31 protein-coding genes are annotated in these 25425 nt (G+C 61.7%); 14 read left to right on the top strand and 17 right to left on the bottom strand.

Going from position 1 to position 25425, the window contains the following annotated elements; all coding sequences use genetic code 11:
- Positions 1 to 4: 4 nt before the first annotated feature.
- The 4 genes from P3T40_RS15565 to P3T40_RS15550 all read left to right on the top strand — a co-directional run bounded on the left by P3T40_RS15565 (position 5) and on the right by P3T40_RS15550 (position 3388).
- On the top strand, positions 5 to 778 hold the full coding sequence (locus tag P3T40_RS15565) for a slipin family protein (protein WP_429268602.1): 774 nt from the start codon (positions 5 to 7) through the stop codon (positions 776 to 778).
- 192 nt (positions 779 to 970) lie between these two features.
- Positions 971 to 1234: a DUF4148 domain-containing protein gene (locus tag P3T40_RS15560; RefSeq protein ID WP_429268601.1), complete on the top strand. Its 264-nt coding sequence runs from the start codon at positions 971 to 973 to the stop codon at positions 1232 to 1234.
- 170 nt (positions 1235 to 1404) lie between these two features.
- Positions 1405 to 1890 carry a YaiI/YqxD family protein gene (locus P3T40_RS15555; protein WP_429268729.1) on the top strand — a complete coding sequence of 162 codons (486 nt, stop codon included), beginning with the start codon at positions 1405 to 1407 and terminating at the stop codon, positions 1888 to 1890.
- 196 nt (positions 1891 to 2086) lie between these two features.
- The gene (locus P3T40_RS15550; RefSeq protein ID WP_429268600.1) at positions 2087 to 3388 is read left to right on the top strand and encodes an NCS2 family permease; all 1302 of its coding nucleotides are present in this window, start codon (positions 2087 to 2089) and stop codon (positions 3386 to 3388) included.
- Between the two features lie 225 nt (positions 3389 to 3613).
- Here the strand turns inward: P3T40_RS15550 and P3T40_RS15545 are convergent, their stop codons facing one another.
- Positions 3614 to 3904, bottom strand: a complete 291-nt coding sequence (locus tag P3T40_RS15545) for a DUF1488 domain-containing protein (protein ID WP_429268599.1) — start codon at positions 3902 to 3904, stop codon at positions 3614 to 3616.
- Between the two features lie 377 nt (positions 3905 to 4281).
- On the opposite strand from P3T40_RS15545, the gene P3T40_RS15540 reads away from it, so the two are divergent.
- From P3T40_RS15540 to P3T40_RS15520, 5 genes are all read left to right on the top strand, one after another.
- The gene (locus tag P3T40_RS15540) at positions 4282 to 6294 is read left to right on the top strand and encodes a sigma-54-dependent Fis family transcriptional regulator (protein WP_429268728.1); all 2013 of its coding nucleotides are present in this window, start codon (positions 4282 to 4284) and stop codon (positions 6292 to 6294) included.
- 144 nt (positions 6295 to 6438) lie between these two features.
- Positions 6439 to 7578 carry a VIT1/CCC1 transporter family protein gene (locus tag P3T40_RS15535; protein ID WP_429268598.1) on the top strand — a complete coding sequence of 380 codons (1140 nt, stop codon included), beginning with the start codon at positions 6439 to 6441 and terminating at the stop codon, positions 7576 to 7578.
- Between the two features lie 69 nt (positions 7579 to 7647).
- The gene (locus tag P3T40_RS15530; protein WP_429268597.1) at positions 7648 to 7950 is read left to right on the top strand and encodes a 2Fe-2S iron-sulfur cluster-binding protein; all 303 of its coding nucleotides are present in this window, start codon (positions 7648 to 7650) and stop codon (positions 7948 to 7950) included.
- Positions 7951 to 8023: 73 nt separating this feature from the next.
- Entirely contained in the window at positions 8024 to 8302 is a 279-nt protein-coding gene (locus P3T40_RS15525; RefSeq protein WP_429268596.1) for a type II toxin-antitoxin system RelE/ParE family toxin, read from the top strand.
- A 65-nt stretch (positions 8303 to 8367) separates the two neighbouring features.
- Positions 8368 to 8670, top strand: a complete 303-nt coding sequence (locus tag P3T40_RS15520; protein ID WP_429268727.1) for a HigA family addiction module antitoxin — start codon at positions 8368 to 8370, stop codon at positions 8668 to 8670.
- Positions 8671 to 9461: 791 nt separating this feature from the next.
- On the opposite strand, the gene P3T40_RS15515 is transcribed toward P3T40_RS15520, so the two are convergent.
- From P3T40_RS15515 to P3T40_RS15505, 3 genes are all read right to left on the bottom strand, one after another.
- Complete coding sequence (locus P3T40_RS15515) at positions 9462 to 9671, bottom strand: hypothetical protein (RefSeq protein ID WP_429268595.1); 210 nt, start codon at positions 9669 to 9671, stop codon at positions 9462 to 9464.
- 141 nt (positions 9672 to 9812) lie between these two features.
- A complete protein-coding gene (locus P3T40_RS15510) occupies positions 9813 to 10007 on the bottom strand; it encodes a YqaE/Pmp3 family membrane protein (protein WP_074295142.1) in 195 nt (64 codons plus the stop codon).
- A 48-nt stretch (positions 10008 to 10055) separates the two neighbouring features.
- On the bottom strand, positions 10056 to 10247 hold the full coding sequence (locus P3T40_RS15505) for a DUF1653 domain-containing protein (protein WP_429268594.1): 192 nt from the start codon (positions 10245 to 10247) through the stop codon (positions 10056 to 10058).
- A 204-nt stretch (positions 10248 to 10451) separates the two neighbouring features.
- Here P3T40_RS15505 and P3T40_RS15500 point away from each other — a divergent pair, with 204 nt between their 5' ends.
- Positions 10452 to 10670: a hypothetical protein gene (locus tag P3T40_RS15500; RefSeq protein WP_090686211.1), complete on the top strand. Its 219-nt coding sequence runs from the start codon at positions 10452 to 10454 to the stop codon at positions 10668 to 10670.
- A gap of 154 nt (positions 10671 to 10824) precedes the next feature.
- Here the strand turns inward: P3T40_RS15500 and P3T40_RS15495 are convergent, their stop codons facing one another.
- Positions 10825 to 10992 carry a hypothetical protein gene (locus P3T40_RS15495; RefSeq protein WP_429268593.1) on the bottom strand — a complete coding sequence of 56 codons (168 nt, stop codon included), beginning with the start codon at positions 10990 to 10992 and terminating at the stop codon, positions 10825 to 10827.
- 201 nt (positions 10993 to 11193) lie between these two features.
- Here P3T40_RS15495 and P3T40_RS15490 point away from each other — a divergent pair, with 201 nt between their 5' ends.
- Together P3T40_RS15490 and infA are read left to right on the top strand one after the other, a co-directional pair.
- Positions 11194 to 11475, top strand: coding sequence for a hypothetical protein (locus tag P3T40_RS15490; protein WP_074295140.1), 282 nt, complete (start codon positions 11194 to 11196; stop codon positions 11473 to 11475).
- A 144-nt stretch (positions 11476 to 11619) separates the two neighbouring features.
- The gene (gene infA / locus P3T40_RS15485) at positions 11620 to 11892 is read left to right on the top strand and encodes a translation initiation factor IF-1 (protein ID WP_042325066.1); all 273 of its coding nucleotides are present in this window, start codon (positions 11620 to 11622) and stop codon (positions 11890 to 11892) included.
- A 52-nt stretch (positions 11893 to 11944) separates the two neighbouring features.
- Here the strand turns inward: infA and P3T40_RS15480 are convergent, their stop codons facing one another.
- From P3T40_RS15480 to P3T40_RS15460, 5 genes are all read right to left on the bottom strand, one after another.
- Positions 11945 to 12766 carry an IclR family transcriptional regulator gene (locus P3T40_RS15480; protein ID WP_429268592.1) on the bottom strand — a complete coding sequence of 274 codons (822 nt, stop codon included), beginning with the start codon at positions 12764 to 12766 and terminating at the stop codon, positions 11945 to 11947.
- A 171-nt stretch (positions 12767 to 12937) separates the two neighbouring features.
- Positions 12938 to 13843, bottom strand: coding sequence for an SMP-30/gluconolactonase/LRE family protein (locus tag P3T40_RS15475; protein ID WP_429268591.1), 906 nt, complete (start codon positions 13841 to 13843; stop codon positions 12938 to 12940).
- Positions 13840 to 14682 carry a citryl-CoA lyase gene (locus P3T40_RS15470; RefSeq protein ID WP_429268590.1) on the bottom strand — a complete coding sequence of 281 codons (843 nt, stop codon included), beginning with the start codon at positions 14680 to 14682 and terminating at the stop codon, positions 13840 to 13842. Before P3T40_RS15470 ends, P3T40_RS15475 begins: the two co-directional genes overlap by 4 nt.
- A 10-nt stretch (positions 14683 to 14692) precedes the next feature.
- Positions 14693 to 16141: an MFS transporter gene (locus P3T40_RS15465; protein ID WP_429268589.1), complete on the bottom strand. Its 1449-nt coding sequence runs from the start codon at positions 16139 to 16141 to the stop codon at positions 14693 to 14695.
- A 34-nt stretch (positions 16142 to 16175) separates the two neighbouring features.
- Positions 16176 to 17387, bottom strand: a complete 1212-nt coding sequence (locus P3T40_RS15460; RefSeq protein WP_429268588.1) for a CaiB/BaiF CoA transferase family protein — start codon at positions 17385 to 17387, stop codon at positions 16176 to 16178.
- 507 nt (positions 17388 to 17894) lie between these two features.
- On the opposite strand from P3T40_RS15460, the gene P3T40_RS15455 reads away from it, so the two are divergent.
- A complete protein-coding gene (locus P3T40_RS15455; RefSeq protein ID WP_429268587.1) occupies positions 17895 to 18470 on the top strand; it encodes an ANTAR domain-containing response regulator in 576 nt (191 codons plus the stop codon).
- Between the two features lie 10 nt (positions 18471 to 18480).
- A complete protein-coding gene (locus tag P3T40_RS15450; RefSeq protein WP_429268586.1) occupies positions 18481 to 19629 on the top strand; it encodes a CmpA/NrtA family ABC transporter substrate-binding protein in 1149 nt (382 codons plus the stop codon).
- A 96-nt stretch (positions 19630 to 19725) separates the two neighbouring features.
- On the opposite strand, the gene P3T40_RS15445 is transcribed toward P3T40_RS15450, so the two are convergent.
- The 7 genes from P3T40_RS15445 to P3T40_RS15415 form a co-directional block, all read right to left on the bottom strand.
- Positions 19726 to 20667 carry a choline ABC transporter substrate-binding protein gene (locus P3T40_RS15445; protein ID WP_429268726.1) on the bottom strand — a complete coding sequence of 314 codons (942 nt, stop codon included), beginning with the start codon at positions 20665 to 20667 and terminating at the stop codon, positions 19726 to 19728.
- Between the two features lie 30 nt (positions 20668 to 20697).
- On the bottom strand, positions 20698 to 21702 hold the full coding sequence (locus P3T40_RS15440) for a GlxA family transcriptional regulator (protein WP_429268725.1): 1005 nt from the start codon (positions 21700 to 21702) through the stop codon (positions 20698 to 20700).
- A gap of 113 nt (positions 21703 to 21815) precedes the next feature.
- A complete protein-coding gene (choW, locus tag P3T40_RS15435) occupies positions 21816 to 22718 on the bottom strand; it encodes a choline ABC transporter permease subunit (protein WP_429268585.1) in 903 nt (300 codons plus the stop codon).
- A complete protein-coding gene (locus P3T40_RS15430; protein WP_429268584.1) occupies positions 22711 to 23880 on the bottom strand; it encodes a quaternary amine ABC transporter ATP-binding protein in 1170 nt (389 codons plus the stop codon). Before P3T40_RS15430 ends, choW begins: the two co-directional genes overlap by 8 nt.
- A 266-nt stretch (positions 23881 to 24146) precedes the next feature.
- Positions 24147 to 24431 carry a hypothetical protein gene (locus P3T40_RS15425; protein ID WP_429268583.1) on the bottom strand — a complete coding sequence of 95 codons (285 nt, stop codon included), beginning with the start codon at positions 24429 to 24431 and terminating at the stop codon, positions 24147 to 24149.
- A 111-nt stretch (positions 24432 to 24542) separates the two neighbouring features.
- Positions 24543 to 24899, bottom strand: coding sequence for a nucleotidyltransferase domain-containing protein (locus tag P3T40_RS15420; protein ID WP_429268582.1), 357 nt, complete (start codon positions 24897 to 24899; stop codon positions 24543 to 24545).
- Positions 24900 to 25042: 143 nt separating this feature from the next.
- Complete coding sequence (locus P3T40_RS15415) at positions 25043 to 25405, bottom strand: BON domain-containing protein (protein WP_429268581.1); 363 nt, start codon at positions 25403 to 25405, stop codon at positions 25043 to 25045.
- Between the last annotated feature and the right edge of the window lie 20 nt (positions 25406 to 25425).

Here is a 25425-nt window from a genome sequence, read left to right as displayed (position 1 = left end):
CCTCATGATTGGCTTCACATTTGGCTTCAGCAGCATCCTGTTCGTCCTGATCGTCATACTGATTGCGTCGTCGATACGCATCTTTCGCGAGTACGAACGCGGTGTCGTCTTCATGCTCGGCCGCTTCTGGAAGGTCAAGGGGCCGGGCCTCGTGCTGATCATCCCGATCGTCCAGCAGGTGGTGCGGATGGATCTGCGCACCGTTGTGTTCGACGTGCCGCCGCAGGACGTGATCACGCGCGACAACGTCTCGGTCAAGGTCAATGCGGTGGTGTATTTCCGCGTCGTCGATCCGGAGCGGGCGGTAATTCAGGTGGCGAAGTACTTCGAGGCCACCAGCCAGTTGTCGCAGACCACCTTGCGCGCGGTGCTCGGCAAGCACGAACTCGACGACCTGCTGGCCGACCGCGAACAGCTCAACGCGGATATCCAGAAGGTGCTCGACGCGCAAACCGACGCGTGGGGCATCAAGGTAGCCATCGTCGAAATCAAGCATGTGGATATCAACGAAACGATGATCCGCGCGATTGCCCGCCAGGCCGAAGCCGAACGCGAACGGCGCGCCAAGGTGATTCATGCGGAAGGCGAACTGCAGGCCTCGCAGCATCTGCTGGAGGCGGCGCAGACCCTGGCGAAGCAGCCGCAGGCGATGCAGTTGCGCTACCTGCAGACGCTCACGACGATTGCCGCGGACAAGAACTCGACCATCGTGTTTCCGTTGCCGATCGATCTGCTTAGCGCTGTGCTGGACCGATTAGGTAAGCCAGCGGGATCGTAGGTCCAGCAGCACGCGGGAGCACGACGCGAGCGTTGCGAGTGTCGAGGAAGCCTCACCGCGGCACAACAAGGCGGAGCGCCCCCGCCTGCTTCAACGGGCGCAATGATGGGTTGTGCGCTTTGTTCCTTTCTAAGATGGGAAGCGAGTCCTAAAATTTTAGGGATTTCACCGATTGCCTCACAGGAGTTCGTAATGAAGACCATTTCTCGTATTGCCGTGGGGACGCTGCTAGCCGCGTGCTGCGCGTCAACGGCGTTTGCCCAGGCCTCTCAAGGGTCGTGCAATCCGGCCGGCCCCAAGACCCGTGCCGAAGTGAGGGCGGACCTGGCCCAATGGCGCGCAGCGGGCTACGACCCGCTTGACTGGATCGACTATCCGGACAACGCGCAACTGGCGGGCCGCATCGTTTCGCGACAGCGCGCCGCGGCCGGCAATACCGGTCTCTGCGCACAGTAAGCGCCGGATGCCTCCAGCGCGTCTCGCGTGCTGGGCATACCTCTCGCGTCGCCCTGCGGCGCGAAGCTCGTACCGCCGGTGGATATGACGTGGCCGGCACCTGGCTTGCCATACCACCCCGCGCGCTGGCAAGGTATCATCTCGCCCCTTCGATACCGCAAGCCGACACCATGCCAATCTGGGTAGACGCCGACGCCTGTCCGGTCGTGATCAAGGAGATGCTGTTTCGCGCCGCGCGCCGCACCGGCATAGCCGTCACGCTGGTCGCCAACCAGTTCCTGCGCGTGCCGCCCTCGCCGTTGATCCGCGCCATCCAGGTGCCCGCGGGCTTCGACGCCGCCGACGCACTGATCGCCGAGCGTGTGGCGCCTGGCGAGCTCGTCATCACCGCGGATATCCCGCTCGCCGCCGCCGTGCTGGAAAAGCACGCCGAAGCGCTCGACCCGCGCGGCAACTGGTACACGCCCGGCACCATCGAAGAGCGGCTGCGCATGCGCGCCATGCTCGACCAGCTGCGCAGCAGCGGCGTCGATACCGGTGGCCCGGCGGCCTTCAGTCCCCGCGACAGCAAGACCTTCGCGGGCGAACTCGACCGCTGGCTGGCCCGCCAGAGGCCACGCCCCGGCGTCGCCGCCGACCCTCCCGGCGGCACATGACGCGCCCATTAGCCATGCCCGTTAACCACGTCTGACTGTTGCATCGACTCCACGGCACCGTCCCGGCACGGTATTTCACCCGCAATCGTGACTACAATCCGCCCGTAGCGCTTCGCGAGCGCCTGCCTCCGTGAGAAGCGGCAGCGCCGTTCAATCACCACAACAAACAACTTCAACACGACCCGAGACTCGCCTAATGGACTCCGTAAAACGATACTTTGGCTTCGACGAAGCTGGCACCAACCTGCGTACTGAAATACTCGCGGGCCTGACTACCTTCCTGACGATGGCCTACATCATCTTCGTCAATCCGGCGATTCTCGGCGACGCGGGCATGCCCAAAGACGCCGTGTTCGTGGCGACCTGCCTCGTCGCGGCGCTGGGCTCGCTGATCATGGGCCTGTACGCGAACTATCCGATTGCATGCGCGCCGGGCATGGGCCTGAATGCGTACTTCGCCTACACCGTAGTCAAGGGCATGGGTTTCACATGGCAGGCTGCGCTCGGTGCCGTGTTCATCTCCGGGTGCCTGTTCTTGATCGTCACGCTGTTCCGCATACGCGAGGTGATCGTCAACGGCATTCCGCATTCCATCCGGATCGCCATTACGGCCGGTATCGGTCTCTTTCTGGCGATCATTTCGCTGAAGACCGCAGGCGTGGTGGTCGGCAATCCGGCGACGCTCGTGACGCTCGGCAATCTGCACGATCCGCACGTGATTCTCGCGGTGATCGGCTTCTTCGCGATCGTCACGCTCGACTTTCTGCGGGTGCGCGGCGCGATCCTGCTCGGCATCGTCGGCGTGACCGTGCTGAGCTTTTTCTTCGGCGGCAACCAGTTTCACGGCATCGTCTCGGCGCCGCCGTCAATCGATGCGACGCTGTTTCACCTCGACATTCGCGCCGCCCTGTCGGCCGGCGTGCTCAACGTCATCATGGTGTTCTTCCTCGTTGAGCTGTTCGATGCGACCGGCACCCTGATGGGCGTCGCCAACCGCGCCGGCCTGCTGGTCGAAGGCAAGATGCACCGTCTGAACAAGGCGCTGCTGGCCGACAGCACCGCCATCCTTGCGGGTTCCCTGCTGGGCACCTCGTCGACCACCGCGTACATTGAAAGCGCATCGGGCGTGCAGGCGGGTGGCCGCACCGGCGTCACGGCCATTACCGTGGCCGTGCTGTTTCTGGCCGCGCTGTTTTTCGCGCCGCTCGCAGGGGTAGTGCCCGGTTATGCGACCGCGCCGGCCCTGCTCTATGTCTCATGCCTGATGCTGCGCGAAATGGTGGACCTGCCGTGGGACGACGCCACCGAAGTCGTCCCTGCCACCCTCACCGCACTGCTTATGCCGTTCACCTATTCGATCGCCAATGGCGTGGCGTTCGGCTTCATTTCGTATGCGGGATTGAAGCTGCTGACCGGCCGCGCGCGCCAGGTCAAGCTGGTGGTATGGATCATCGCGGCGATTTTCCTGTTTCGCTATTTCTATCTCGGCGCTGAGTAAGCGTTGCGCCGCGTGATCTGGCGCGGTTGGTGCCGCGCAATAGCGCGCGGCGCGCACTCGCACCGCTTCTACGAAACAGGCTGAGAACGCGGTGGATCGGCGCGCTCGGTCGTTTCGAGCGACGCCTGATTGGCGCTTCGCTTAGTACCGTCTGACTAACGCCTGGCTAGCCCCGAATAGGGTTTTGTTGGCCTTTAGTTGGCCTTACTAGCATGAAAATCGCCTTTAATTGCGCCAGTTCGCTTCGTAGAAGCGTACATAACCGCTGCGCAGGACGAGACATTGTGCGCGCGTTTCCGACAGCAAGCGGCGCGTCGCTGCTTCGATCCGGGCACGATGCTCCGCAAAAGCGCCAACCATATCTTCAAGACGCGGCGAGGCTGCGCCAAAGTGGTCTTCGAGCGCCTCGGCAGTAATCATGCACTCCACCCTTTCACCGTCGACCATTGCCGGGAACGCCAGGGTAAGTTCGCGCCCCGAATATTCCGGGGTTTCGTTCGGGAAAATGATCTGCATGAGATTCGCCTTGGTTTGACGGGTGGATCGCTCGGGGGCCGCGCACGCCTGTTTTCTGGTTGCCTCCCTCCGGGGTCGAGGCGCGGGCTACAACAACCGCAAATAGGTGCGCAAGCACGCTCGATGCGGTTGATTTCATTCACTGTAGACGACTTCCGGCGCGCCGCAAGTTTTCTTCAGGATAGGGCCATCCGCCATCTATGAACGCAAGTCCGGGTTAGCCCGCAATCCCGTGCAGCCGTGCGGCTCAACCTGTAAGATAAACCTTCGGCTGCGCGGCATGCTGCGCTGCGGGATGGCAACAGGCGGGCAACGTACCCCCTGCGTCGAAATCCAACCGGAGACGAGCAGTGACCCATCGCCTTGGCACGCCCCCTATGGCGCCTATGGCTGCCCGCCCCTCGGCGGGTCAGCCGGACGTGATCGCGCAAGCACACGCGCGTTCGCTCCAGGTGGGACTGCGCGCCTCCGAAACGCCCGACTTCCACCCGTTGCGCGAACCGGCGCTGCGCGATCTGGTCGAGCGCAATCATTCGCTTTACACGCACGCGCTGCCAGTCATGGAGACGCTGCACGCGCAGATCGTCGATACGCAAAGCATGGTGCTGCTCACCGACGATCACGGCGTGATCCTGCATAGCCTCGGCGACAGCGACTTTATCGAAAAGGCCAACCGCGTCGCGTTATGTCCGGGCGTGTCGTGGGCCGAGGCGGATCGCGGCACCAATGCGATCGGCACGGCGCTGGTCGAGCGTCAGCCGACTGTCGTGCACGCCGACGAACACTTTCTGCATGCGAATCGCATCCTTACCTGCTCGTGCGCGCCCATTGCCGATCCCTACGGCCGCGTCATCGGCGCACTCGACGTGAGCGGTGACACGCGCGGTTTTCACAAGCACACGTTGGCGCTGGTGCGGATGTCCGCGCAGATGATCGAAAACCATCTGTTCTCCAACCAGTTCGCCGACGCGGTGCGTATCCATTTTCATGCTCGCGCCGAATTCATCGGAACTCTGGTTGAAGGGCTTGCGGCGTTTGCGCCTGATGGGACATTTCTTTCGGCTAACCGCAGCGCGCTGTTCCAGTTAGGGCGGCCGCTCGCGGAGTTGCAGCGGCAATCGTTCGACGATCTGTTCGGCATGGCGTTTCCTGCCTTGTTGCAGCAGGCGCTCTGCGCACCGGGCGAATGCATGACGCTGACGCTGCCAAGCGGTGTCCGCGTGATCGCCCGCGGAGAGTTCGCCGCGCCGCGCCAGCTTCTGCCGGCCGCCAGCATTGGCGGGGAAACGGGCATTGCCGTCGCGTTACGTCCCTCCGCTCGCACGCCCGCACCGCTACCGGTGGTGACGCTCGCCGCGCTCGACACCGGAGACGCGCAGATGGCCGCTATCCTGCGCCGCGTCGAAAAAGTCCGCGGCCGCGACATTCCGATCCTCGTGCTGGGCAAGACCGGCACCGGCAAGGAATGGCTCGCACGCGCGATCCATCACGATTCGCCGCGCCGTACGGCGCCGTTTGTGGCGCTCAACTGCGCATCGCTGCCCGACACGCTGATCGAAGCCGAACTGTTCGGCTATGAAGACGGCGCGTTCACCGGCGCGAAAAAGCGTGGCAGCGTAGGCAAGATCGTGCAGGCCGATGGCGGCACGCTGTTTCTCGATGAAATCGGTGATATGCCGCTCGCCCAGCAGGTGCGGCTGATGCGCGTGCTGCAGGAGCGCACCGTGACCCCGCTCGGCAGTACGCGGGCGACTCCGGTTGATCTACGCATCGTCTGCGCGACTCACCGCGACCTGCGCGCGATGATCGAAGCTGACACCTTCCGTGAAGACCTGTACTACCGGATCAACGGACTGGTTGTGACTTTGCCCGAGCTCAGCGAGCGGACAGATCTGGCGGCGCTGGTCACACGCATCCTCGAATCGCAGCGCGAGGGCGAACGGGTGCCTGTGCGCGTCTCCGAAGCCGTACTCGAGCAGTTTCGCCGTTGCCGCTGGCCGGGCAATCTGCGGCAACTGGCGAACGTGCTGCGCACGGCCGGCATCATGGCCGAGGGGGCGCAGCAGATCGAGTTCGAGCATCTGCCGGACGATTTCCTGCCCGACTGCGACGCCGCGACGGGCACGGGCGGCATGCAGCAGGCTGGCCCCGCGGACGCCATCGCGCAACCGGCGGCCCGCGCCGGCACAGGAAACAACATCGGCGGGCAGCCTGTCCACGAAACCGCCTCGCACGCGCATGCCTCTCCGGCGCGCATGGAGGACTGGCAGACCACGCTGATCGCGCAAACACTCTCACGTCATGGCGGCAACGTCTCGGCCGCCGCACGCGAACTCGGCCTCGCACGCAATACCGTGTACCGGTATCTGCGCCGCGGCCGGGCCCATTGATGCGGGCGCCCTTGGCGCCAATAGCACCGTTAGCGCAATTAGAAGCATTGGCATTCGCAGTAAAACTGCGCCGTGGGGGCTTCGCCTTCTGATGCGCCGCGCCGGGTTAAGCTTCGACGCTAACCCCGTGCGAACCCGTCATTCATGGCCTCCAGACACGAACTCAAACGCTACCGGACCAACCTCGCCGACGAACTCGACAGCGCGGCGCTGTACGAGACGCTCGCGCGCGTCGAGAAAGATGCGGCGCGCAGCAACGTGTTTCAGCAGCTCGCCGATTCGGAGCGCTCACATGCCCAGCTGTGGCTCGACAAGCTTCACGCAAACGGCAGCCGCGCGCGGCTGCCGAGGCGTAGCTTGAAAACGCATCTGATGCGCGCGCTGGTGCATACCTTCGGCCCGTCGTTCGTGCTGCCGTCCATCGCCGCGACCGAAAATGCCGACCGCAACAAGTACGCGAACCAGCCGGACGCCGCACATCTTTCCGCCGAAGAACAGCATCACGCTGACATCGTGCAGGCGGTAGTCGACGAGACCAGAAACGGCGCTTCAAACGGCGAGTCGAAAGGCGCGCAGATCGCCAACGCGGAGTCGTGGCACAAGGGCGTAAGGTCCGGCAACGATTTGCGCGCCGCCGTACTCGGCGCGAACGACGGCCTGGTGTCGAACTTCTGCCTGATCATGGGCGTCGCCGGCGCGGGCACCGGCAACAAGGCGATCCTCCTGACCGGGTTTGCCGGCCTGATTGCCGGGGCGTGCTCGATGGCGCTAGGCGAGTGGCTCTCCGTGACGAATGCGCGCGAGCTGGCCCGCACGCAGATCGCCAAGGAGGCCGACGAGATCGAACACGCGCCCGACGCCGAGCGCCACGAGCTGGCGCTGATCTATCAGGCAAAAGGGATCGAAGCGGGTGAAGCGCGCCGCATCGCCGCCCAGATCATGCGCGATAAGGACAAGGCGCTGGACACGCTGACCCGTGAAGAACTCGGGATCGATCCGGCTGAACTCGGCGGCAATCCATGGTCGGCGGCGGGGGTGTCGTTCTGTCTGTTTTCGTTGGGCGCGATTTTTCCGGTGCTGCCGTTCTTGTGGGCCCATGGCCTGCAGGCGATCTTGCAGTGTGTCGCGTTGAGCGGCGTCGGGCTCGCGGCGGTGGGTGTGTTCACCTCGCTCTTCAATGGCCGCGGGGCAGCCTTTTCGGCGTTCCGGCAGATTGTGATCGGCCTGATTGCGGCGGCTTTTACGTTCGGTGTCGGGCGGCTGCTCGGGGTGTCGATTTCATAGCGCCACTGCTACAGCGCGCGGGCAAGATGAGTCTGCGGTATCGTGGCGGCCTGACTCCCGTTTGTAGCCATGTCTGACACCAAGCCACTCTTTTCGGTGCGCATCGAACCGCTTGGACGCACGTTCGAAGCACCCGATTCGGTGACCGTTCTCGAAGCTGCCGGCTTCGCGAATCTGCGCCTGCCTCGTTCGTGCCGCAACGGCACGTGCAGGACGTGCCTGTGCCGGTTGGTCAGCGGCACGGTGTCGTACACCATCGAATGGCCGGGCGTTTCGCGGGAAGAGAAGGCGGAGGGTTTGATCCTGCCTTGTGTGGCGGTTGCGGAGTCGGATCTGGTGATTGAAGTGCCGGATGCGGTGGAGATAGGTTAGCCTTAGGCCAGTCCGACCACAGCCAGCATTAGTAACGCTTGACGTTAATAACGCTTCGCGTTACTATTTGTGCATGATCACATCGTTCAAGTGCCGCGATACAGAGACGCTCTTCCGAGGTACCCGCGTGGCCCGGTTTGCGAACATCGAAAGCGTTGCCATGCGGAAGCTTCAACAGCTTCACGCTGCCGCAGACTTGAACTTCCTGCGCATCCCACCTAACAATCGGCTGGAACTTCTAAAGGGAAATCGCGCAGGATATTACGGCATCCGTATAAACGAGCAGTGGCGCATATGCTTCAAATTCGCAAACGGCACCGCGACTGACGTTGAGATCGTTGACTACCATTGAACGAAAAACTGAAGCGCCCGAAAGGCAAGCATCAGAGAAAGCACAGAAAGCATCAGGAGCACTATATGACACGGCAAATTCCGCTGGCCACGCCGGGAGAAATCCTGGCTCTGGACTGGCTCGAACCAATGGGTATTTCGCAATATGCCCTCGCAAAGGCAATTGAAGTACCGGCTCGCCGCATCAATGAAATCGTAAAGGGTGATCGTTCCATTACGGCCGACACCGCCGTTCGTCTTGGCGCCTTCTTCGGCACGGACCCGCAAAGCTGGATGAATCTGCAAACGCATTACGATACGGAAATGGCGAGGGAAAAGATCGGCGAAGAAAAGCTCGCGGTGATCAAGCAGCACGCGGCCACCGTCTAATTGCACCTGCCCTTGGGCAGATCGCTAACCTATACGCCCGCGCACGGCAAAAAACCCCCCAGCCGCCCGCTCAGGCGGCTGGGGCAACTCTCTCTCGCGCGCACGGGACTCCAGCGCGCATATGAAATTTAGCGGCTTCTGCTCTCCAGATTAACCGCCCACTCTGCAAGAGTCCTTTCCTGAGCATTGGCCCTCAGACGTTGATCCCGGTCATCACCTCAACCATCTGCCCTCGCCCTTGATGCCCCCGTCCGAACACCGTTACCCAGCCGCAAGATGATGATGGCGACGCGAAGTCTCGATGACCAGAACCGGCTTGGCCGGCAGCTCATAGGGCGACGACACGCCGTTGAATTGCAACTTTAACGTTCGCCGACCCGTTTTTCATCGATGAAATTAACTTCATCTTTACGGATAATTTCGCCCACTTCTAGGGACAGGCGCGTCAGACCGGCTCCGCCTCAAGCGGCAATAGCGACAGGCGAGTTCATTCCCGCGAACTGAACAGTGTGTTGTGTTTTTGCGTGATTTTCTAATCCGGACAACGGACTACACTCGGCGCACTCCATCATCGCGAATGCCATCATGCTGCTCGCATTTTTTATCCTGTCGCCGATCGGCATACTCGCGCTGGTCGCATTCGCGCGCCGCGTCCATCCACTAACCGGTCACATCACTGGCAGTGAATAAGGGCGGCTGCGCTTAGGCTTGGCACTGAAAGTGCGGCGGGAAATGTGGCGGAAAGTGTAAAAGCTGCCCGCCGGTTAGCCGTTTTTTGCAAACGGCCAAACTCAAAGACGGCTCTCAGCCTCCGAGCTCGATTGCGTTGCCGTGCCCCCGGCAAGAAACGGTTCGAGCCCGAACAGCCAGGCGAAACAAAACGTCATCCGGGTGAGCGGACTGCGTTGCGGTCGCGGATCGTCCTCGCCCATGCTGGGCGATGCAACCGGAAATGCCTCCCCGGACGGGGCGTAGTCAGCGGTAGTGTGGTTAGGGCGCATGGCGTTTCTCGTTATGTCCATCGGGTAACCTGACTTAGCAAACCCCATGCCTCGCGGGACCTACCGAGTCCCTGCCCCCGCCCTCGCTGCGTTCACGCCCGGCGGTCAAGCCGCCAACCCCGCCGCAGAGCCCGCGCCGACTTAGCGGCGCGCGCCGAGCGCGCGTTCGATTTTCTGGTCGGTCTTGTACTGGCTGAGCGCATACACGGACCAGATTGCCGCCGGAATCCAGCCAATCAGCGTGATCTGCAAAATCAGGCAGATGATGCCCGCGAACGGACGGCCGATCGTGAAGAACTGGAGCCACGGCAGGATGATGGCAAGCAAAAGGCGCATGCAGGTTTCCTCATGAGATCCGAGTCACCCGCCTAAGCGGTGCACAGATCAGTTGATTGGAGCGAAGCGCGGTACCTTGCCGTCTTCATGTTCGACCAGCTCGAAAAATACCGAAGCTGGACGCGTCCAGATCGTACCATTCGCGCTTCGATAGACAATCATCGTGACGCTCGGATCCGACTCGAGTGTCGCCTCGCAAATCAGCTCGTAGATGCCGCCTTTGTAATGCTGATAGCGCACGGTTGGGGTCCTTCGTTGTAGTCGCAGTTCGCGGTTGATGGAAATGCAGCGCGGGAAAACCGCGCATCCTACGCGACCATCGTCGCATAAGCGAGAACCGGTTTAAATGGGCATGTGGACTCGCCGACACAAGTGCATTTTTGTTCGCTTGGCGGGCAGAATTTTTTCGTGCGATAAAAGGAGGACTATTTCACGGAGCAACAGATGGCCACGCTAGAAGCGTTTCGCGCGGTGCTTGACGATGAAGGCACGCCCGAAATCATCCGCAATCACATCATCGATTCACTGCAATACACCCTGCGCAATCACGGCCAGATTTTTACTTCGAAGGAAGTCGAGTGGCTCGCAGTCTGGGATGACGCACGCATTCCGCTTGCCGCCTCGCGCGAACTCAAGAAACGCATCGCGGAAACAACCCGCTAACGTTCGCCAACCCCAGCAAGGTCGCCAGCTCCTCGCTGGCGCCCGTCCCACAAGGCGCTCGCTGCGGCCGGCACGGCCAGTGGGACCCTTTTCACCACCCTTTTCCGGTCCGCGGCGGCTCGACCGGCAGTTTTTGCTATCCAATCTGGCCCATTTAGTGCATCATATTGAAATAGCTGTATTCCGCCGCATCTGCAGTATCAGCAGCAATATTTAGCATCTCCGCACCACCCCCGACTGTTCGACCGCCGCCCGTCGGCGATCCCGTCACTCCGGCAATGCGCAGCACGCATTCGTCGTCGCGAGTTGTGCAGTTTTTCATGCGCCTGATGTCTGCGCGACATTAGCGCGTTTCTTCTCCATTGAATCCGCGATTTTGCGCGGCTGCGCTCAAGCCCCATGCCATCGGGCCTGTGCCACTCTTCTCCATGGCGGCGCGCCCCAAGGTGCTGCGCTGCCGGGCCTGTTGTGCCGCGCGTAACACGCGTGACACGCCAGCCACGTATTACAGGACAAGGACTTAATGAATTCAGTTGTCAAGACCTACAAGGGCTACGAAATCCATCCGCTCGTGTACCCGCGCCGTCCCGCTGACGGCACGACCAGCCGCAATCCGGACGCAGGCTATGACGCCTCGGTGCGCATTTGCCGCGTCGGCGCCAATCCGGCAGCCGACGGCCGGGTGTTCCGCCTGCCGTATCTGTGGCCGTTCGAAGGCACGGGCAAAGCCCGCATCGCGTGCATGGCGCACGCGGAACAATTGATCGACGGCCGCGTAGACGGCCAGTCGGTCGCCGATCTTTGACCGGCAGCTGCATCTTCGCAGCGCGCACCTTGCGCGCCTTGCACCCCTATTTCCCGCGGGTGCGCCGTTTGGCCACCTGCGCCACAGCATCACAAGCTTTGCCGTTAAGCAAAGCGCCCTTACCCCATCGACCAGGAGTTATGCATGGCGAAAGAAGAACTGCTTGAACTTGACGGTATTGTCGACGAAGTACTTCCGGATAGCCGTTACCGCGTGACGCTCGACAACGGCGTCGTGGTTGGCGCTTACGCGTCCGGACGCATGCGCAAGAATCACATTCGTATTCTCGCGGGCGACCGCGTGACGCTCGAGCTGTCGGTCTACGATCTGACCAAAGGACGGATCAACTTCCGTCACAAGGACGAACGCGCCTCCGGTGGCGGCGGCGCCCGCAATACGCAATTCCGTCGTCGCTAAAATGGCGACACGTTTGCCGTCGCGTTGACGGCCCGCGCTGACGACCCTACCGCTAGCGAAGCTTTTCGCGCGCCTTCTCCGGCTTGAGCAATGCCAGAGCGGCGCGCAGCGGGGTCGCATCGCCGCCGAGCTGCTCACTGGCCTCAATCGCGGCCTCCAGCATCGGCTGACGCATCCGCAGCATCAATGCTTCGTCGACACGCGAACGCGGCCCAGCCAGCGTGAACGTGCCGGCAAGCGGCTGTGCCGCCGAAAACACCGGCGCCGAAATACCGGCCGTCTCAGCATCCCGCTCCCCCACCGACATGTAATAGCCGTCGTGGCGGATCCGCTCGCAAAGTTCTCCGCGCCCTGCCCCAAACGCGCTTAGCACGCGTCCGCCCGAGCCTTTGTCCATCGGCAGTACGTCGCCCTCACGTACGTGATCACGGATCGCGTGGGTCGAATCGACACGATGCAAACAGACCCGCAGGTTCTTCTGCCGTACGTAGAACGACACGCTTTCGCCGCTGGCGTCGCGCAGGCGGCGCATTAACGGCAGCACCACATCGCCGAGTTGCAGGCTGCGCTGGTACAGCGCGCCGAGTTGCAGCGTGGCCGGGCCGACGTAGTAAAGGCCGTCGTCCGAGCGCAGCAGCATCCGGTGATGCGTGAGCGACGCGATCAGTCGCAGGATCGTGCTTTTGTAGAGCCCTGTGCGGCCAGCCAGTTCGGCGAGCGACACGCCTTTGTCGTCGGGGCGGAAAGCAAACAGGATGGCAAAGGCGCGATCGAGCGCGGCGACGCCATCGGGTGAGGTCGACGGACTCGAGACGGCTTGTGCGTCGTCAGCGGGCGCAGAACTGGAAGCGCTGGAAGGACTGGAAGAGGCCATGGGCAGTGTGAGAGCGGCGCAATTCGCCGGACGGGGCCGGCGGCTCGAATACGCTAGAGGGCTAAAAAGGGGCGACAGGCAGGCATCAAACAGCCCGCAAAGCCATGCACAACGCCGCCCATGCCGCTAAAGCGCGAGCGGCCCGGCCGTTATGCCTGACAGAGCGTCATTTTACCCGGCCAGGCCCGGCGTACTCCACTGCGTCGTCAAGACCGACCCGCTGCTCGAATCCGTGATGAACAAGGTGCTGCGATGAGCGCCGCCAAACGTCACATTGGTTATCGTGCGGCCCGCGCACGATTCGATTGTGGCGAGCCCCTCGCCGTGCGGATTGAGCACGAATACCGCGCCGAGCGACGCGTGCGCCACAAACAGATTCCCGTCGCGGTCCATCGTCAGGCCGTCCGGCCCGCTCACGCCATAGAACTGTGCAAAACGGCCCACTTTGCTGGTGCTGCCGTCCGCCAGCAGCGGCAAACGCCACACCGAGTTGTCGCGCGTCATGGCGACAAACAATACTTTTTCGTCGGGACTCAGCACCAGCCCGTTAGGGCTCGGACCGTTCGAGATCAGGCAATCGAGGTGGCCATCCGGCCGCAGCCGGTAGACGCGTCCGGTGGGATCGTGCAAGCCCGTCTGGCCTTGATCGGTGAAGTAGAGGTCGCCGTTGCTCGCGACGACGAGATCGTTCGGCCCTTTGAAGCGCTCGCTGTTGCGCCGCGCGATCACCGGCGTGACGGCGCCGCTGGCGGGATCGAGCGCCAGAATGCCGTTCTTGTAGTCGGCGATCAGCACGCGGCCGTCCGGATGCCATGCCAGCCCGTTCGGCTCGCCGTCGTATTCGGCGACTACGCTCCATTCAAGTTCCGGCGAAATCCGCATGATCCGCCCGTGCGGAATATCGACGATATACAGATTGCCGTGCGGGTCGAAACACGGACCTTCGATAAACGAATCCACCACCGCCCCGCCCTTGTTGGCGCGCGACCACTCTGTCACCTCGTGACGGCGCAGCGTCTGCGGCATGGTCGTATGAATCGCGGTCCCGATGACGGGCGGCGCGGAATTCCAGTTCATTGCCCCTCCTCCTCGTCGACATGCCGCGTGGCATGTCCCGTATAGCGATAAGCCATCTGGCGCGGCATGGGCCCCTTGTTGCGCTCGCCGCGTCCGCGCTGCTCCCACGCATGCGACAGAATACCGACCGCACGTGACAGGCAGAACACGCCACGCGCGAGTTCGGGGGCAAAGCCGAGTTCGGCGTAGATCACGGCGGTGGCGCCGTCGATATTCATCGGAACCGGCTTCGACTTGCGTCCCTTGAGCAGGGCCTCCATGGCGCGCGCGATCCCGGCGTATCTGCCAGACACCACGCCTTGGGCGGCGGCTTCATCGACCATCGCCAGCAGGCGGCCCGCACGTGGATCCACGGGATGGAAGCGGTGTCCGAAGCCCGGCAGATATTTGCCGTGCGCGGCGATAAAGGCGTCGACGGAGGACTCGACCGCTTCCTCCAGCGATGCTCCGTCAGCTTGCGCACGTTCGATGCTGTGAAAGAGTTCGACGGTCTGTTGTCCGGCGCCGCCGTGGACATCATCGAGCGTATTCAACGCCGAGGCCATCGCACCGTTCAACGGCAAGCCGCAACTCACCGCCATGCGCGAAATCGCAATCGACGGCGCATGCGGACCGTGATCCACCGACGCCACCAACGCCGCCTCGAGCAGACGCGCCTCGCCCGCGCTCGGCAGGTCGCCGCGCAGCATGAGCCAGATCATCTGCGGAAAGCTGATCGCGCCAATCAGTTCCTGAATCGGATATCCGCGCACCTGGATCGAGCCTGGGTGGATGTCGATGATCGACGTGCTCCAGTAATTGGCAGCGAGGACGGCGGGATCGATGGGAGTGTTGTTCATAGCGCTCTTTTCAACGGTTGATATCTTCGAGGGCGAGACCCTTGGTGGCCGGTCCCATGATGCCGATCAGCAGCATCACAAACACCATGCAGCTGCTGATCATGACGAACACGCCATTTGCGCCGAAATCGCGCAGAAAGAATGCGACGAGAAAGCCCGAGAAAATTGCGCTCAGCCGGCTCCATGAGTAGACAAAGCCAATGGCTCGCGCGCGAATCTCGGTTGGATACAGTTCTGATTGATAGGTCTGGAACGAGTACGTCATGATCGTCAACGCAAGGTTCATACAGAAGCCGAACACGATCAGGCCGAATGATTCGGTTTGATGCGCAAAGGCGAGTCCAAAAACCGCAATCGCACCCGAGGCGCCAACCAGGCTCCACTTGCGCTCGATCTTGTCGGCAAAATAGAAAAACAGCGCCGGCCCGAGCGGCAGCGCAATCGACATCAGAAACGAGTATTGCAAGCTGTGAACCAGATTGATGCCCTTGCTGGTGAGCAGCGAAGGAATCCAGTTGCTGAAACCGTAAAAGCCGATCACCGAGACCGCGTTATAGACCGACATCATGATCGTGCGCTTCAGATACGGCGCTTTCAGGATGTCGCGAAAGCGCCGCTCGACGGTGGGCGCGCTGTGCGTATGCGGCACGGGCGGCGGCAACGGCTGCCCGTATTGGCGTTCGACGACGCGTTCGATTTCCTGCGTGACCCGCGCCGCTTCATCGAGGCGTCCGCGCGTCACGAGCCAGCGTGGGCTTTCGGGAATGCCGAGACGGATGACCCACACGATCGCCGCACCGGCCGCGCTCGCGAGCACCACCCAACGCCAGCCATCGAGACCAAATGGCTGTTGCGGCACCAGCCACCACGACATCAGCGCCACCACCGGCACTGCGCAATACGGCACGATCTGCGTGATCGCGAAAGCGCGGCCACGCAGATCCTTCGGCATCAGTTCGGCAACATAGGTATTGATGGTTACCATCTCGACGCCGAGTCCGATCCCCGCCAGCAGCCGGAACACATTCACGCCGAGCGCGCTCTGCTGAAACGCCATCAGAATGCTCGCGAGCGTATAGGCCAGCAATGCCACCACGAAGATGCGGCGACGACCGTAGCGGTCGGCAAGAAAGCCGAGTCCCATGGTGCCGATAAAAAGCCCGAGAAATGTTGCGGCGACGAATGCAGCAATGCTGTTCATCGCAAAGATCGACGTCGACGTCTTGACGAAGAGGCCGCTCACAATCAGTCCCGGCGCGATATAGCCGGTCATGAACAGATCGTAGAACTCGAAGCAGCCGCCGAGCGACAGCAGAAACACGATCTTCCAGATATGTCGCGTGGCGGGCAGACGGTCGAGCCGCGCGACAATGCCCCGCGCCTGGGACTCCTGATCTGCGTTGTGCGTTACCGCGTTCGCGAATCCTGCGCGTGCCACGGTATTCGATGCTTGTCTCATGAACTCCTCCAATCAGTCTCTTCGCTACGCGACGTTAGATAGCGCCGTCTTCTCTTAGCCGCGCAATCGCGCTTGCATCAAAACCAAGACGCTGCAAATGCGCATCCGTGTGTTCGGACAAATGCGGGGCCCGTGAAATGGGCGCGCCGCTTGAGGACTCGCCCTGGGCGTCGGCAAAGCGGAAACCCGCGCGGGTGACGCGCTGCACGGTGTCGCCGTCCTGCAGTTCGTGCACGAAATCGCGGCCAACGAGTTGCGGCTGGCTGATCGCCTCGGGCACGCTTAGGACGAGCCCCGCCGGCACGCCTGCGGCGGTCATCCGTTGTTCCCAGTTGCTCGCGGTGTCGGCCGCGAGCGCGGCTTCGATCTCGTGTTTTAACTCTGCGCGATAACGCTTGCGCGTATTGCGTTCGCTAAAGCGCGCGTCGTGCGGCAGATCGGGGCGGCCAATCAGTTCGCATAACGCAACAAACTGTTTGGTCTCGTTGGCGGCGATATTGAGCATGCCGTCGCCGCAAACAAAGGTTCCAGACGGCGCCGCGGTGAAGTTTTCGTTGCCCATCGGCGTGGGCGTCACGCCGGCGTTCAGATAGTTGGACACCACCCAGCCCATGCTCGACAGCGTCGCCTCCAGCATCGAGACATCGATGATCGTGCCCTCGCCTGTGCGTTGCGCGGCGAGCACCGCGGCGCAGATCGCCAGCGCTGCGTTCATGCCGCCCACGGTATCCGAGACCGGATAACCGACGCGCAGCGGGGCGCTCTCTGCGTCGCCCGTGACACTCATCGCGCCCGACATGCCCTGGATGATCTGGTCGTAAGCCGGACGATGGGCCAGCGGACCGTCGTTGCCGAACCCGGAAATCGCACAGTAGACAAGACGCGGATTCACTTCGAGCAACGACTTCGCGCCCAGACCCAGGCGGTCCATGACGCCCGGGCGGAAGTTCTCGACCAGCACGTCCGCTTCAGTAACGAGTTTGCGCAGGATTTCCTTGCCGGCCTCGTACTTGAGGTTGAGCGTCATCGACTGCTTGCCCGCGTTCACGGCCACGAATGACGCCCCCATATTGCGTGCCGAGGCTTGTGGATCGGCGCCCAGACGCCGGGCGAGATCGCCGCCGGCCGGGTTCTCGATCTTGAGGACATCCGCGCCGAGCAGCGCAAGCTGATAGGTGCAGAACGGTCCGGAGAGGACGTTTGATAGATCCAGCACGCGGATGCCGGAAAGCGGGAGGGAAACCATAGCGAACCTTTTTGAGTTCTTTCAGCGACGTTCTATCTGACAGAACATCGTTCTATAATTAGATGAAGAGGATCGTAGTCCTCGTGGTCTCGGTGTGGGAATAAGGGGTTACCCGGGTCGCCCTGGTATCGAACAGCGCCAGTTCAGTGCGTGCATTGGCCACCTCGCACCACCGCCGTGCACGCCGACCGACGCTACCGTCCATCCAAAGTCCTGCCGAACAAGGCATTCCGCGCCCTCATACAGATGGCATACGCCTTGCTTAAATTGGACGAACCTCCGCAAAGACGCGGCGGAACATGAGCAGGAGCCATGCGGCCCGAGCCAGCGTGACCTGCTCCTCCAAGCACAACGGCGCTTCGCAGGCACCCTTCTTCACTGATGGGGAAGACGCCGCTTCGTATTTAAAGTCGGGCAATGGCGTTCGACGTTCTTCGCATCCGGTCCGACACGCGGATGGGATAAAACTCGAACTGAACCCCTGATGCTGCTGACCCGATTCGAACCATGCTGCGTGTATTGCTCGTAACCGACACCGACAAGCCGATTGGCGACCTGCGCGACGCCCTCGCGCGGCTCGGCTACGACATGCTGGCCGGCACGACCACATCGCAGGCGTTGCACCGGCGAGTCGAAAGCGAGCGGCCCGATGTGATCATCATCGACACGGAATCGCCGTCGCGTGACACGCTCGAGCAACTAGCGGTCATGAAGGCCACTGCGCCACGTCCCGTGCTGATGTTCAGCAACGATGCCAACCAGCAACTGATTCGCGATGCCGTGAGCGCCGGTGTCACGGCCTACCTTGTCGAAGGACTGGCCACGGAAAAGCTCGCGCCGATCCTCGAAGTGGCGCTCGCCCGCTTTGCGCAGGAAGCCCAGTTGCGCGAGCGGCTCGCCGAGGTCGAAAACGAGCTGGCGGAGCGCAAACTGATCGACCGCGCCAAACGTCTGTTGATGGATCAGCAGAAATTGGCCGAACACGCCGCTTATGCGAGCCTGCGCAAGCGTGCAATGAACCAGGGCGTCAAGCTCGCCGAGATCGCGCGCCAGATCGTCGAGGCCGCGGACTTGCCCAAATGAAGCGTGGCTCATGAACCAACCTGCTCCCGTTACCCCATCGTCCGCGCCCGTGCCGCTCGAGAAGACCCATCTGCGGCTCGGTTTTGTATCGCTTGCCGACGCGGCGCCGCTTGTCGCGGCTAAGCTGCTCGAGTTCGGGCATGCATACGGCCTGACTCTCGAGCTATCGCGTCAACCTTCATGGGCCGCGTTGCGCGACAAGCTGCTGGCGGGCGAGCTGGATGCCGCTCATGCGCTATACGGCCTCCCCTATGGTGTACAGCTCGGCCTGGGCGGTCCGCAAACGGATATGGCTGTATTGATGGTGCTCAACCGCAATGGCCAGGCCATCACGCTATCGAACCGTCTTGCCGACGCATTAGCCGAACAGCACTCGCTTGCCCGAGCACTCGCGACGCTCGGCCGCAAGCCGGTCTTCGCGCAGACCTTCCCGACCGGCACGCATGCGATGTGGCTCTACTACTGGCTGGCATCGCAAGGCGTGCATCCGTTGCGCGACATCGAAAGCGTGGTGATTCCGCCGCCGCAGATGGTGGCCGCGCTCGCGGAAGATCGGCTGGACGGACTCTGTGTGGGCGAACCGTGGAATGCCGCCGCCGAAGCGCGCGGCGTCGGCCGAACGCTCGCCTATAGCAGCGAAATCTGGCCCGACCATCCGGAGAAAGTGCTCGCCTGCCGTCGCGATTTTGTGAGCCAGCACCCCAATACGGCGCGAGCGCTGGTGCAAACCATGCTCGAAGCGTGCCGCTGGCTGGATGGTCCCGACCATCGCAACGAGATTGCACGTTGGCTGGTGCGACCGGAATTTATCGGCATTGATGAAGCATTGATTGCGAGGCGCCTTACCCGTGACAGCGTGTCGCCGGGGTCCAACCGGCTGCCCGTGCGATTCTTCGAAGACGGCACGGTCAACTATCCGCGCGCGACCGACGGCGTCTGGTTTCTGACGCAATACGAGCGCTGGGGGATGATCGGGCGCCGCGACGACTATCGTGAGATTGCGGCGGCCATCAACCAGACGCAGTTGTATCGTGAAGCAGCGCAAAGTATCGGCATTGCGATTCCGGCTGAAACCGCCTCGCAGGTGTTGATAGATGGCCGCGTGTGGGACGGTAGCGATCCGCAGGCGTATGCTGAAGGGTTCGAGATCCGCGCATGATACGGACGCCGTAACAAAAAGCGCGGAGCGCATGCCGAACCAACCGGCCCAACACACGCCCCGCTACATGGAGACTCCTTTACCCTTCGTTATCCGTTAGTGCGAAGCGATATACGATTTCACTGCTGGCAAGCCCGGTTTTCCATCGATCGTCGTCACGCCGGCCAACCACTGATCCAGCACTTGTGGATTCTGCTTGAGCCAGCCGAGCGCCGCCTGATTCGCGTCGGTCTTGTTCATGATCGGCACCATCACATGGTTTTCGATTGCCGTGGTGAACTGCAGATTCGACACCAGTTTCGCCGCATTCGGGCAGCGCGCGGCATAGTCCGGCGGCGTCGCCGTGAACACCTTCGCTTCGCCGTAGTTCGGCCCGAATACATCGTCGCCACCGGCCAGATAGTCGATCTTCATCTGCACATTCATCGGATGCGGTTCCCAGCCGAGAAACACGATCCATTGCTTCTCGCGGATCGCCCGGTTCACTTCCACCAGCATGCCCGCTTCGCTCGATTCGACCAGCTTGAATTTGCCGAGCCCGAACTGATTGGCGTCGATCATCTTCTTGATCAGCGCATTACCGTCGTTGCCGGGTTCGATACCGTAGACCTTGCCGTTGAGTTTGTCGGCAAACTTCTGGATATCGGCGAAGTTCTTCAGGCCGCCGTTATACACATAGTCCGGCACCGCCAGCGTGTATTTCGCGCCGGTCAGATTCGGCGTCGCCAGTACCTTGATCGTGCCCGCCTTGACGAACGGCGTGATGATCGGGTCCATGGTGGGCGCCCAATAGCCGAGAAACACGTCGATCTGCTTGCTCTTGATCCCGGCAAAAGTGATCGGCACCGAGGCGATGGTCTTGGTCGGGCGATAGCCCAGCCCTTCGAATATCGTCGAGGCCAGACCGGTGGTCGCCGCGATATCGGTCCAGCCCACGTCGGCGAAACGCACATCACGGCATACGGCCGGATCGGCCGCATGGGCCACTGCGCTTGTCAGGCCCATTGCACAGGCTGCGGCCATCAGCTTTCTGTTCATCTTCATTCTCTCTCCACGCTTGTTGTTGAATTAATTGGGTTGCCGACGCTCGACGCTTGGTGCATGGCCGAATTGCGCGCGGTACGCCTTGCTGAAATGACAGGGCGAGTGAAAACCACATACCGTCGTGACGCGCGCGATCGATGCATCAGTCGTGCGCAGCAGATCGCGCGCGCGGCGCAGACGCAGCGTCAGGTAGTAATGCGTTGGCGATACGCTCAGATAGACCTTGAACATGCGCTGCAAATGGCGCTGCGAAAGCTGCACGAGACGCGCCAGTTCTTCGAGCGACAGCGGCTCCTCGATATTCGCTTCCATCAATCGCACCACTTCGATCAGCTCGGCGCGGGAAAAACCCACCCGCGCGTCGACCGGAATAGGCTGCGGATCGCTCGCGCCACGAATCCGCTCAAGGATAAATTGTTCGGATACCTGAGCAGCTAGGTTCTGTCCGAGGCGACTTTCCACCAGGTTCAGCATCAGATCGAGCGGCGCGGTGCCGCCGGTGCAGGTCAGGCGGTCACGATCGATGACAAACAGCTCGTCGGCGAAATGCACGCGCGGGAATTCCTTGTGCAGCGTCGACAGATCCTCCCAGTGCACGGTGCAACGATAGTCGTCGAGCAACCCCGCCGACATCAGCGCATAAGCCCCCGTGCAGATACCACCCAAGGGCACGCCCTGCTCCGCCACATCGCCGAGCAAGGCCTTGACATCCGAATCGACCGCGCTGCGGATCTGCGTGCCGCCGCAGACGATCAGTACATCGGGCATGCCGGCCTCTTCCAGGGTGCGGGTCGGCTTGACCGTCATGCCATTGCTGGCCCGCGCGGGAACACCATCAGGTGTGAGCACCGACCAGCGGTAATGCTGTGCACGGCCGACATAGTTAGCCATACGCAAGACTTCGATTGCACTGGTAAACGCGATCATCGAAAAACTGGGCAGCGTCAGAAAACCGAAATGCGCAAGACTCGACAACGGCGCGTTGAGGCGGACCGATTCAGTCGTAGCAGACGTCACGTCGCACTCCATGATGCACAGGGTGAGTTTTTCCATCGCGAAGACCCGAAGGTCATCGCGATGCCTGAGTGGCGTTTGAGTTTGTTTTAGCTGGCTTGGCCGGGCTTGACTTAAGCGGGCCCGAATCAGCTTTGCACGGCTGGCTGGTCGCGCCGCACACGCATCACACTGCGTAGGCCTGCGAAACGCGGCACATTCGCCGTGCCCGGCGAGCGGCCGAAGCTCTCGGTGATACGGTCCAGAATGATCGCCAGCAACACGACCGACAGACCGCTTTCGAAGCCGAGTCCGATATCGAGGCGCTGAATACTTGCCAGCACGTCGTTACCGAGGCCGCCTGCACCAACCATCGAGGCAATAATCACCATCGACAAGGCCATCATGATGGTCTGATTGACGCCCTGCATGATCGACGGCAGCGCGTTAGGAAATTGCACCTTGTAAAGCAGCTGCCACGGCGTACATCCGAAGGCCTGGCCCGCTTCCACAATCTCGCGATTCACATGACGGATGCCGAGGCTCGTCAAGCGCACGGCGGGCGGCATCGCAAAGATCACGGTCGAGAGAATCCCCGGCACGCGCCCGAGGCCGAACAGCATCGCCGCCGGAATCAGGTAGACGAACGCCGGCATGGTCTGCATCAGGTCGAGAATCGGCCGCACCACCATCGCCACATGCTTGTTTTTGGCGGTCCAGATGCCAAGCGGAATGCCGAATAGCAAGCTGATCAAGGTCGACGACAGTGTCAATCCAAGCGTAATCACGGTTTCGTCCCAGAAGCCCGTCGCGTAGATCAGCAATAGCGCGAGCGTCGTAAAGAACGCGAACCGCCAGCCCACCCGCCAGAGGCCGATGCCGATAAAGAACGCCATGAGCGCCCACATCGGAATGGCTTGCAGGCTATGCTCGATCAGCGCGGCAAAGCTCTCGATAGCCTTGCCGATTGCATCGAACGTATTCGCGTCATGGTCGAGCAGATAGTGAACGGAATCATCGACCCAGCGGCCGAGCGGGATGATCTCAGACATGAGAACCTCGATTGCGCGTAAGAACCTTCAGGACGGCTGCCTGATTGACGGAGCCGCAATAGCGGTTTTCGTCGTCGACAACCGGCAGCGCGGTGGCGTTAGCACAGACGCGCGAGACCACATGCTCCAATGACGCACCCAGCGAGATGCATTCGACCTTGCGCAGATCCGGTGCGTCGTTGCCAATCGCATCACGCGTAACGAAACCGCGAATGCGGCGCTCGGCATCGAGCACGAAGGCGTATTCGGCGCTGCCGTTCAACGAAGCCGCCACGCTCGACACATCCAGATTGCGCACCAGCGGCACGTCGTTGGTCTGCATCAGATCGCCAGCGGTCAGATAGCGGCACGTATCCACACCTTCGAAAAACGCGCGAACGTAATCGTCCGCCGGATTGCTGATGATTTCCTGCGGCGTGCCGATCTGCACCACCCGGCCGCCCTCCATAATCGCAATGCGGTTGCCGATGCGCAGCGCCTCTTCGAGATCATGCGAAACGAACATGATCGTGCGGCGCTGGTTCTTTTGCAGTTCCAGCAGCACGTTCTGCATTTCCTTGCGCTTGAGCGGATCGAGCGCCGAGAATGCCTCATCCATGATCATCAGCGACGGATTGACGGCCAGCGCGCGCGCCAGACCTACCCGTTGCTGCATGCCGCCGGACAATTCAGCGGGCAGCTTTTGCGCGAAGGTGGCGAGGCCAACCTGTTCGAGCACGCCGAGCGCGCGCTTTTCGCGTTCCTTGCGACCCACGCCCGCGACTTCGAGGCCGAACGCCGCATTCGAGAGCACCGTGCGTTGCGGCATGAGCGCGAATGACTGGAACACCATGCTCATGTCGGTGCGGCGCAGCGAGGTCAATTCAGAGCGGCGCACGGCGGCGATATCGCGGCCATCCACCAGCACCTTGCCCGCCGTGGGCTCGACCAGGCGGTTGATCAGACGGATCAGCGTCGACTTGCCGGAACCCGACAGGCCCATCAACACGAAGATCTCGCCTTCCTGGACGTCGAAGGAAACGTTGTGAACGCCGACCACGTGGCCGGTTTTCGCATGCACTTCGTCCTTCGTGGAGCCGCTGGCCAGCATATCGAGCGCCAGCTTGGGATTAGCCCCGAAAACCTTACATAAACCTTCGACCACGACCTTTGGGGAATTCATTGAATCCATCTCCTCGTGGTGCAGGCGCCGGCCCGCACAGTGTGCCTACATAGTTGCCAGAAAAAACCCCGACAGGCCGACTAATTGCGACAGACGCTTGCGCAAATACGACACGGGTAAAAAAGCACGGGCGTTAGCGGCGGGCTGGCGGGCTTGCTGGGTGGGCGTTTGAGGGGATGATGCGATGCGTCATGGATAAATGCCCATGTCGCGTTTTGGAAGATGGGTGGCGGAATGGGGATGCTGGTGAGAGTGGGCTGGACCACTCACGACTTGGACGCGTCAATTCGAAACGTTGTCCGCATTTCCTCGATGAATAAACGTGACTGTCCGACGACCCACGACGCCAAAGCCATATCGACGTTTTCGCCAGTGTAGTCGGCGACCTGTCGAATTTCCTGAGCGCGGTTTAATGTGCGGCCCCACTCACGTTGGACTTGCCCAGTCTTGACCAGGTGCAGTCCAAACGCGGCAATCGCCCCGTTATGCGTTCGCACGATGTTCGGATCGACCGGCGCGCCGGCGGCCAGCAACCCAGCACGCGCTGGCATCGAACATCGCGTAGTAGGCACGATTGCACGCTCCATTAATGTCGCCGTCAGCGAGCAGCAACGCAGCAGAGGACGAGGCGCGAAGGGCCTTCGTCAACAATTCGGGCGCGCCTACCACAGGCGAACCCCATCGCTTTCAATATTGCGCAGCAGCGCGGGGTTTGAATAAGACTCAGGGTGCGCCCATTCGTCTTCCCAGACGGGAAGCGGCTGGACGCGAATACCTGTTTCCAGCAGGACGTCGAACGCCATATCGGCCAGTGCCAATTTGGCCGCCATGAACTGGCCGCGATTCCCGGGCAAGACTACGGCGATATCGGCATCACTGTCCGCGCGGAATTCGCCCTTCGCACGGCTGCCGAAGAGAATGGCGCCTTTTACCGTAAAGGCCTTTGCCGCCTTGTCGAGAAAGGCGAAAGCGGTTTGCCTGGTGGCGGAATCGATAGGGTGTTCGGTCAGGGTGTGCATATGCCACGCCACGTTAGAATCTACTCACTGAGTATCATCATATAACATGAGACGACCGGCGAACCCGATGAACAGCCCCGCATCCGCCGGCATGCCAGCAAAGCCCTGATTAGCCGCTACCCTGATCCGAGAATCCCCCTCACCTAGCCATTTCCGCCATGGAACAGCGTGAGCTTGTTCGAAACTGACGTGACGCCCTGCACCGTATGGGCAACCTGCTCGGCCTGAGCGATCTGCTCTCCCGTATCGACGCTGCCGGACAGCGTCACCGCGCCACTGCGGGCTCGCACAAACACGTTTGAGACGTTAAAGCCCTGGGCTTTGGACAATGCGCGGCGCACCGCCCGCGCAAGCGCCCGGTCAGCCTTGGTAGCGGCTTTTTTACCACTCGGCATGGAGCCGTTGTCCATGCCGGCCATCGCGTCGCTTGCCTGCGCATAGGCCGCCACGGGCATGGCTATCGCTACTGTCAGACATAACGCGCTTAAGATTCCGACTGTCTTCACGTTCTTCTCCTATGAGAGCG

Origin of the sequence: Paraburkholderia sp. EB58, assembly GCF_050436665.1 — a bacterium.
In the GTDB taxonomy this organism is placed as follows: domain Bacteria; phylum Pseudomonadota; class Gammaproteobacteria; order Burkholderiales; family Burkholderiaceae; genus Paraburkholderia.
Note: the sequence above shows the minus strand (reverse complement) of the source record. Positions and strands in the feature narration are given on the sequence as shown.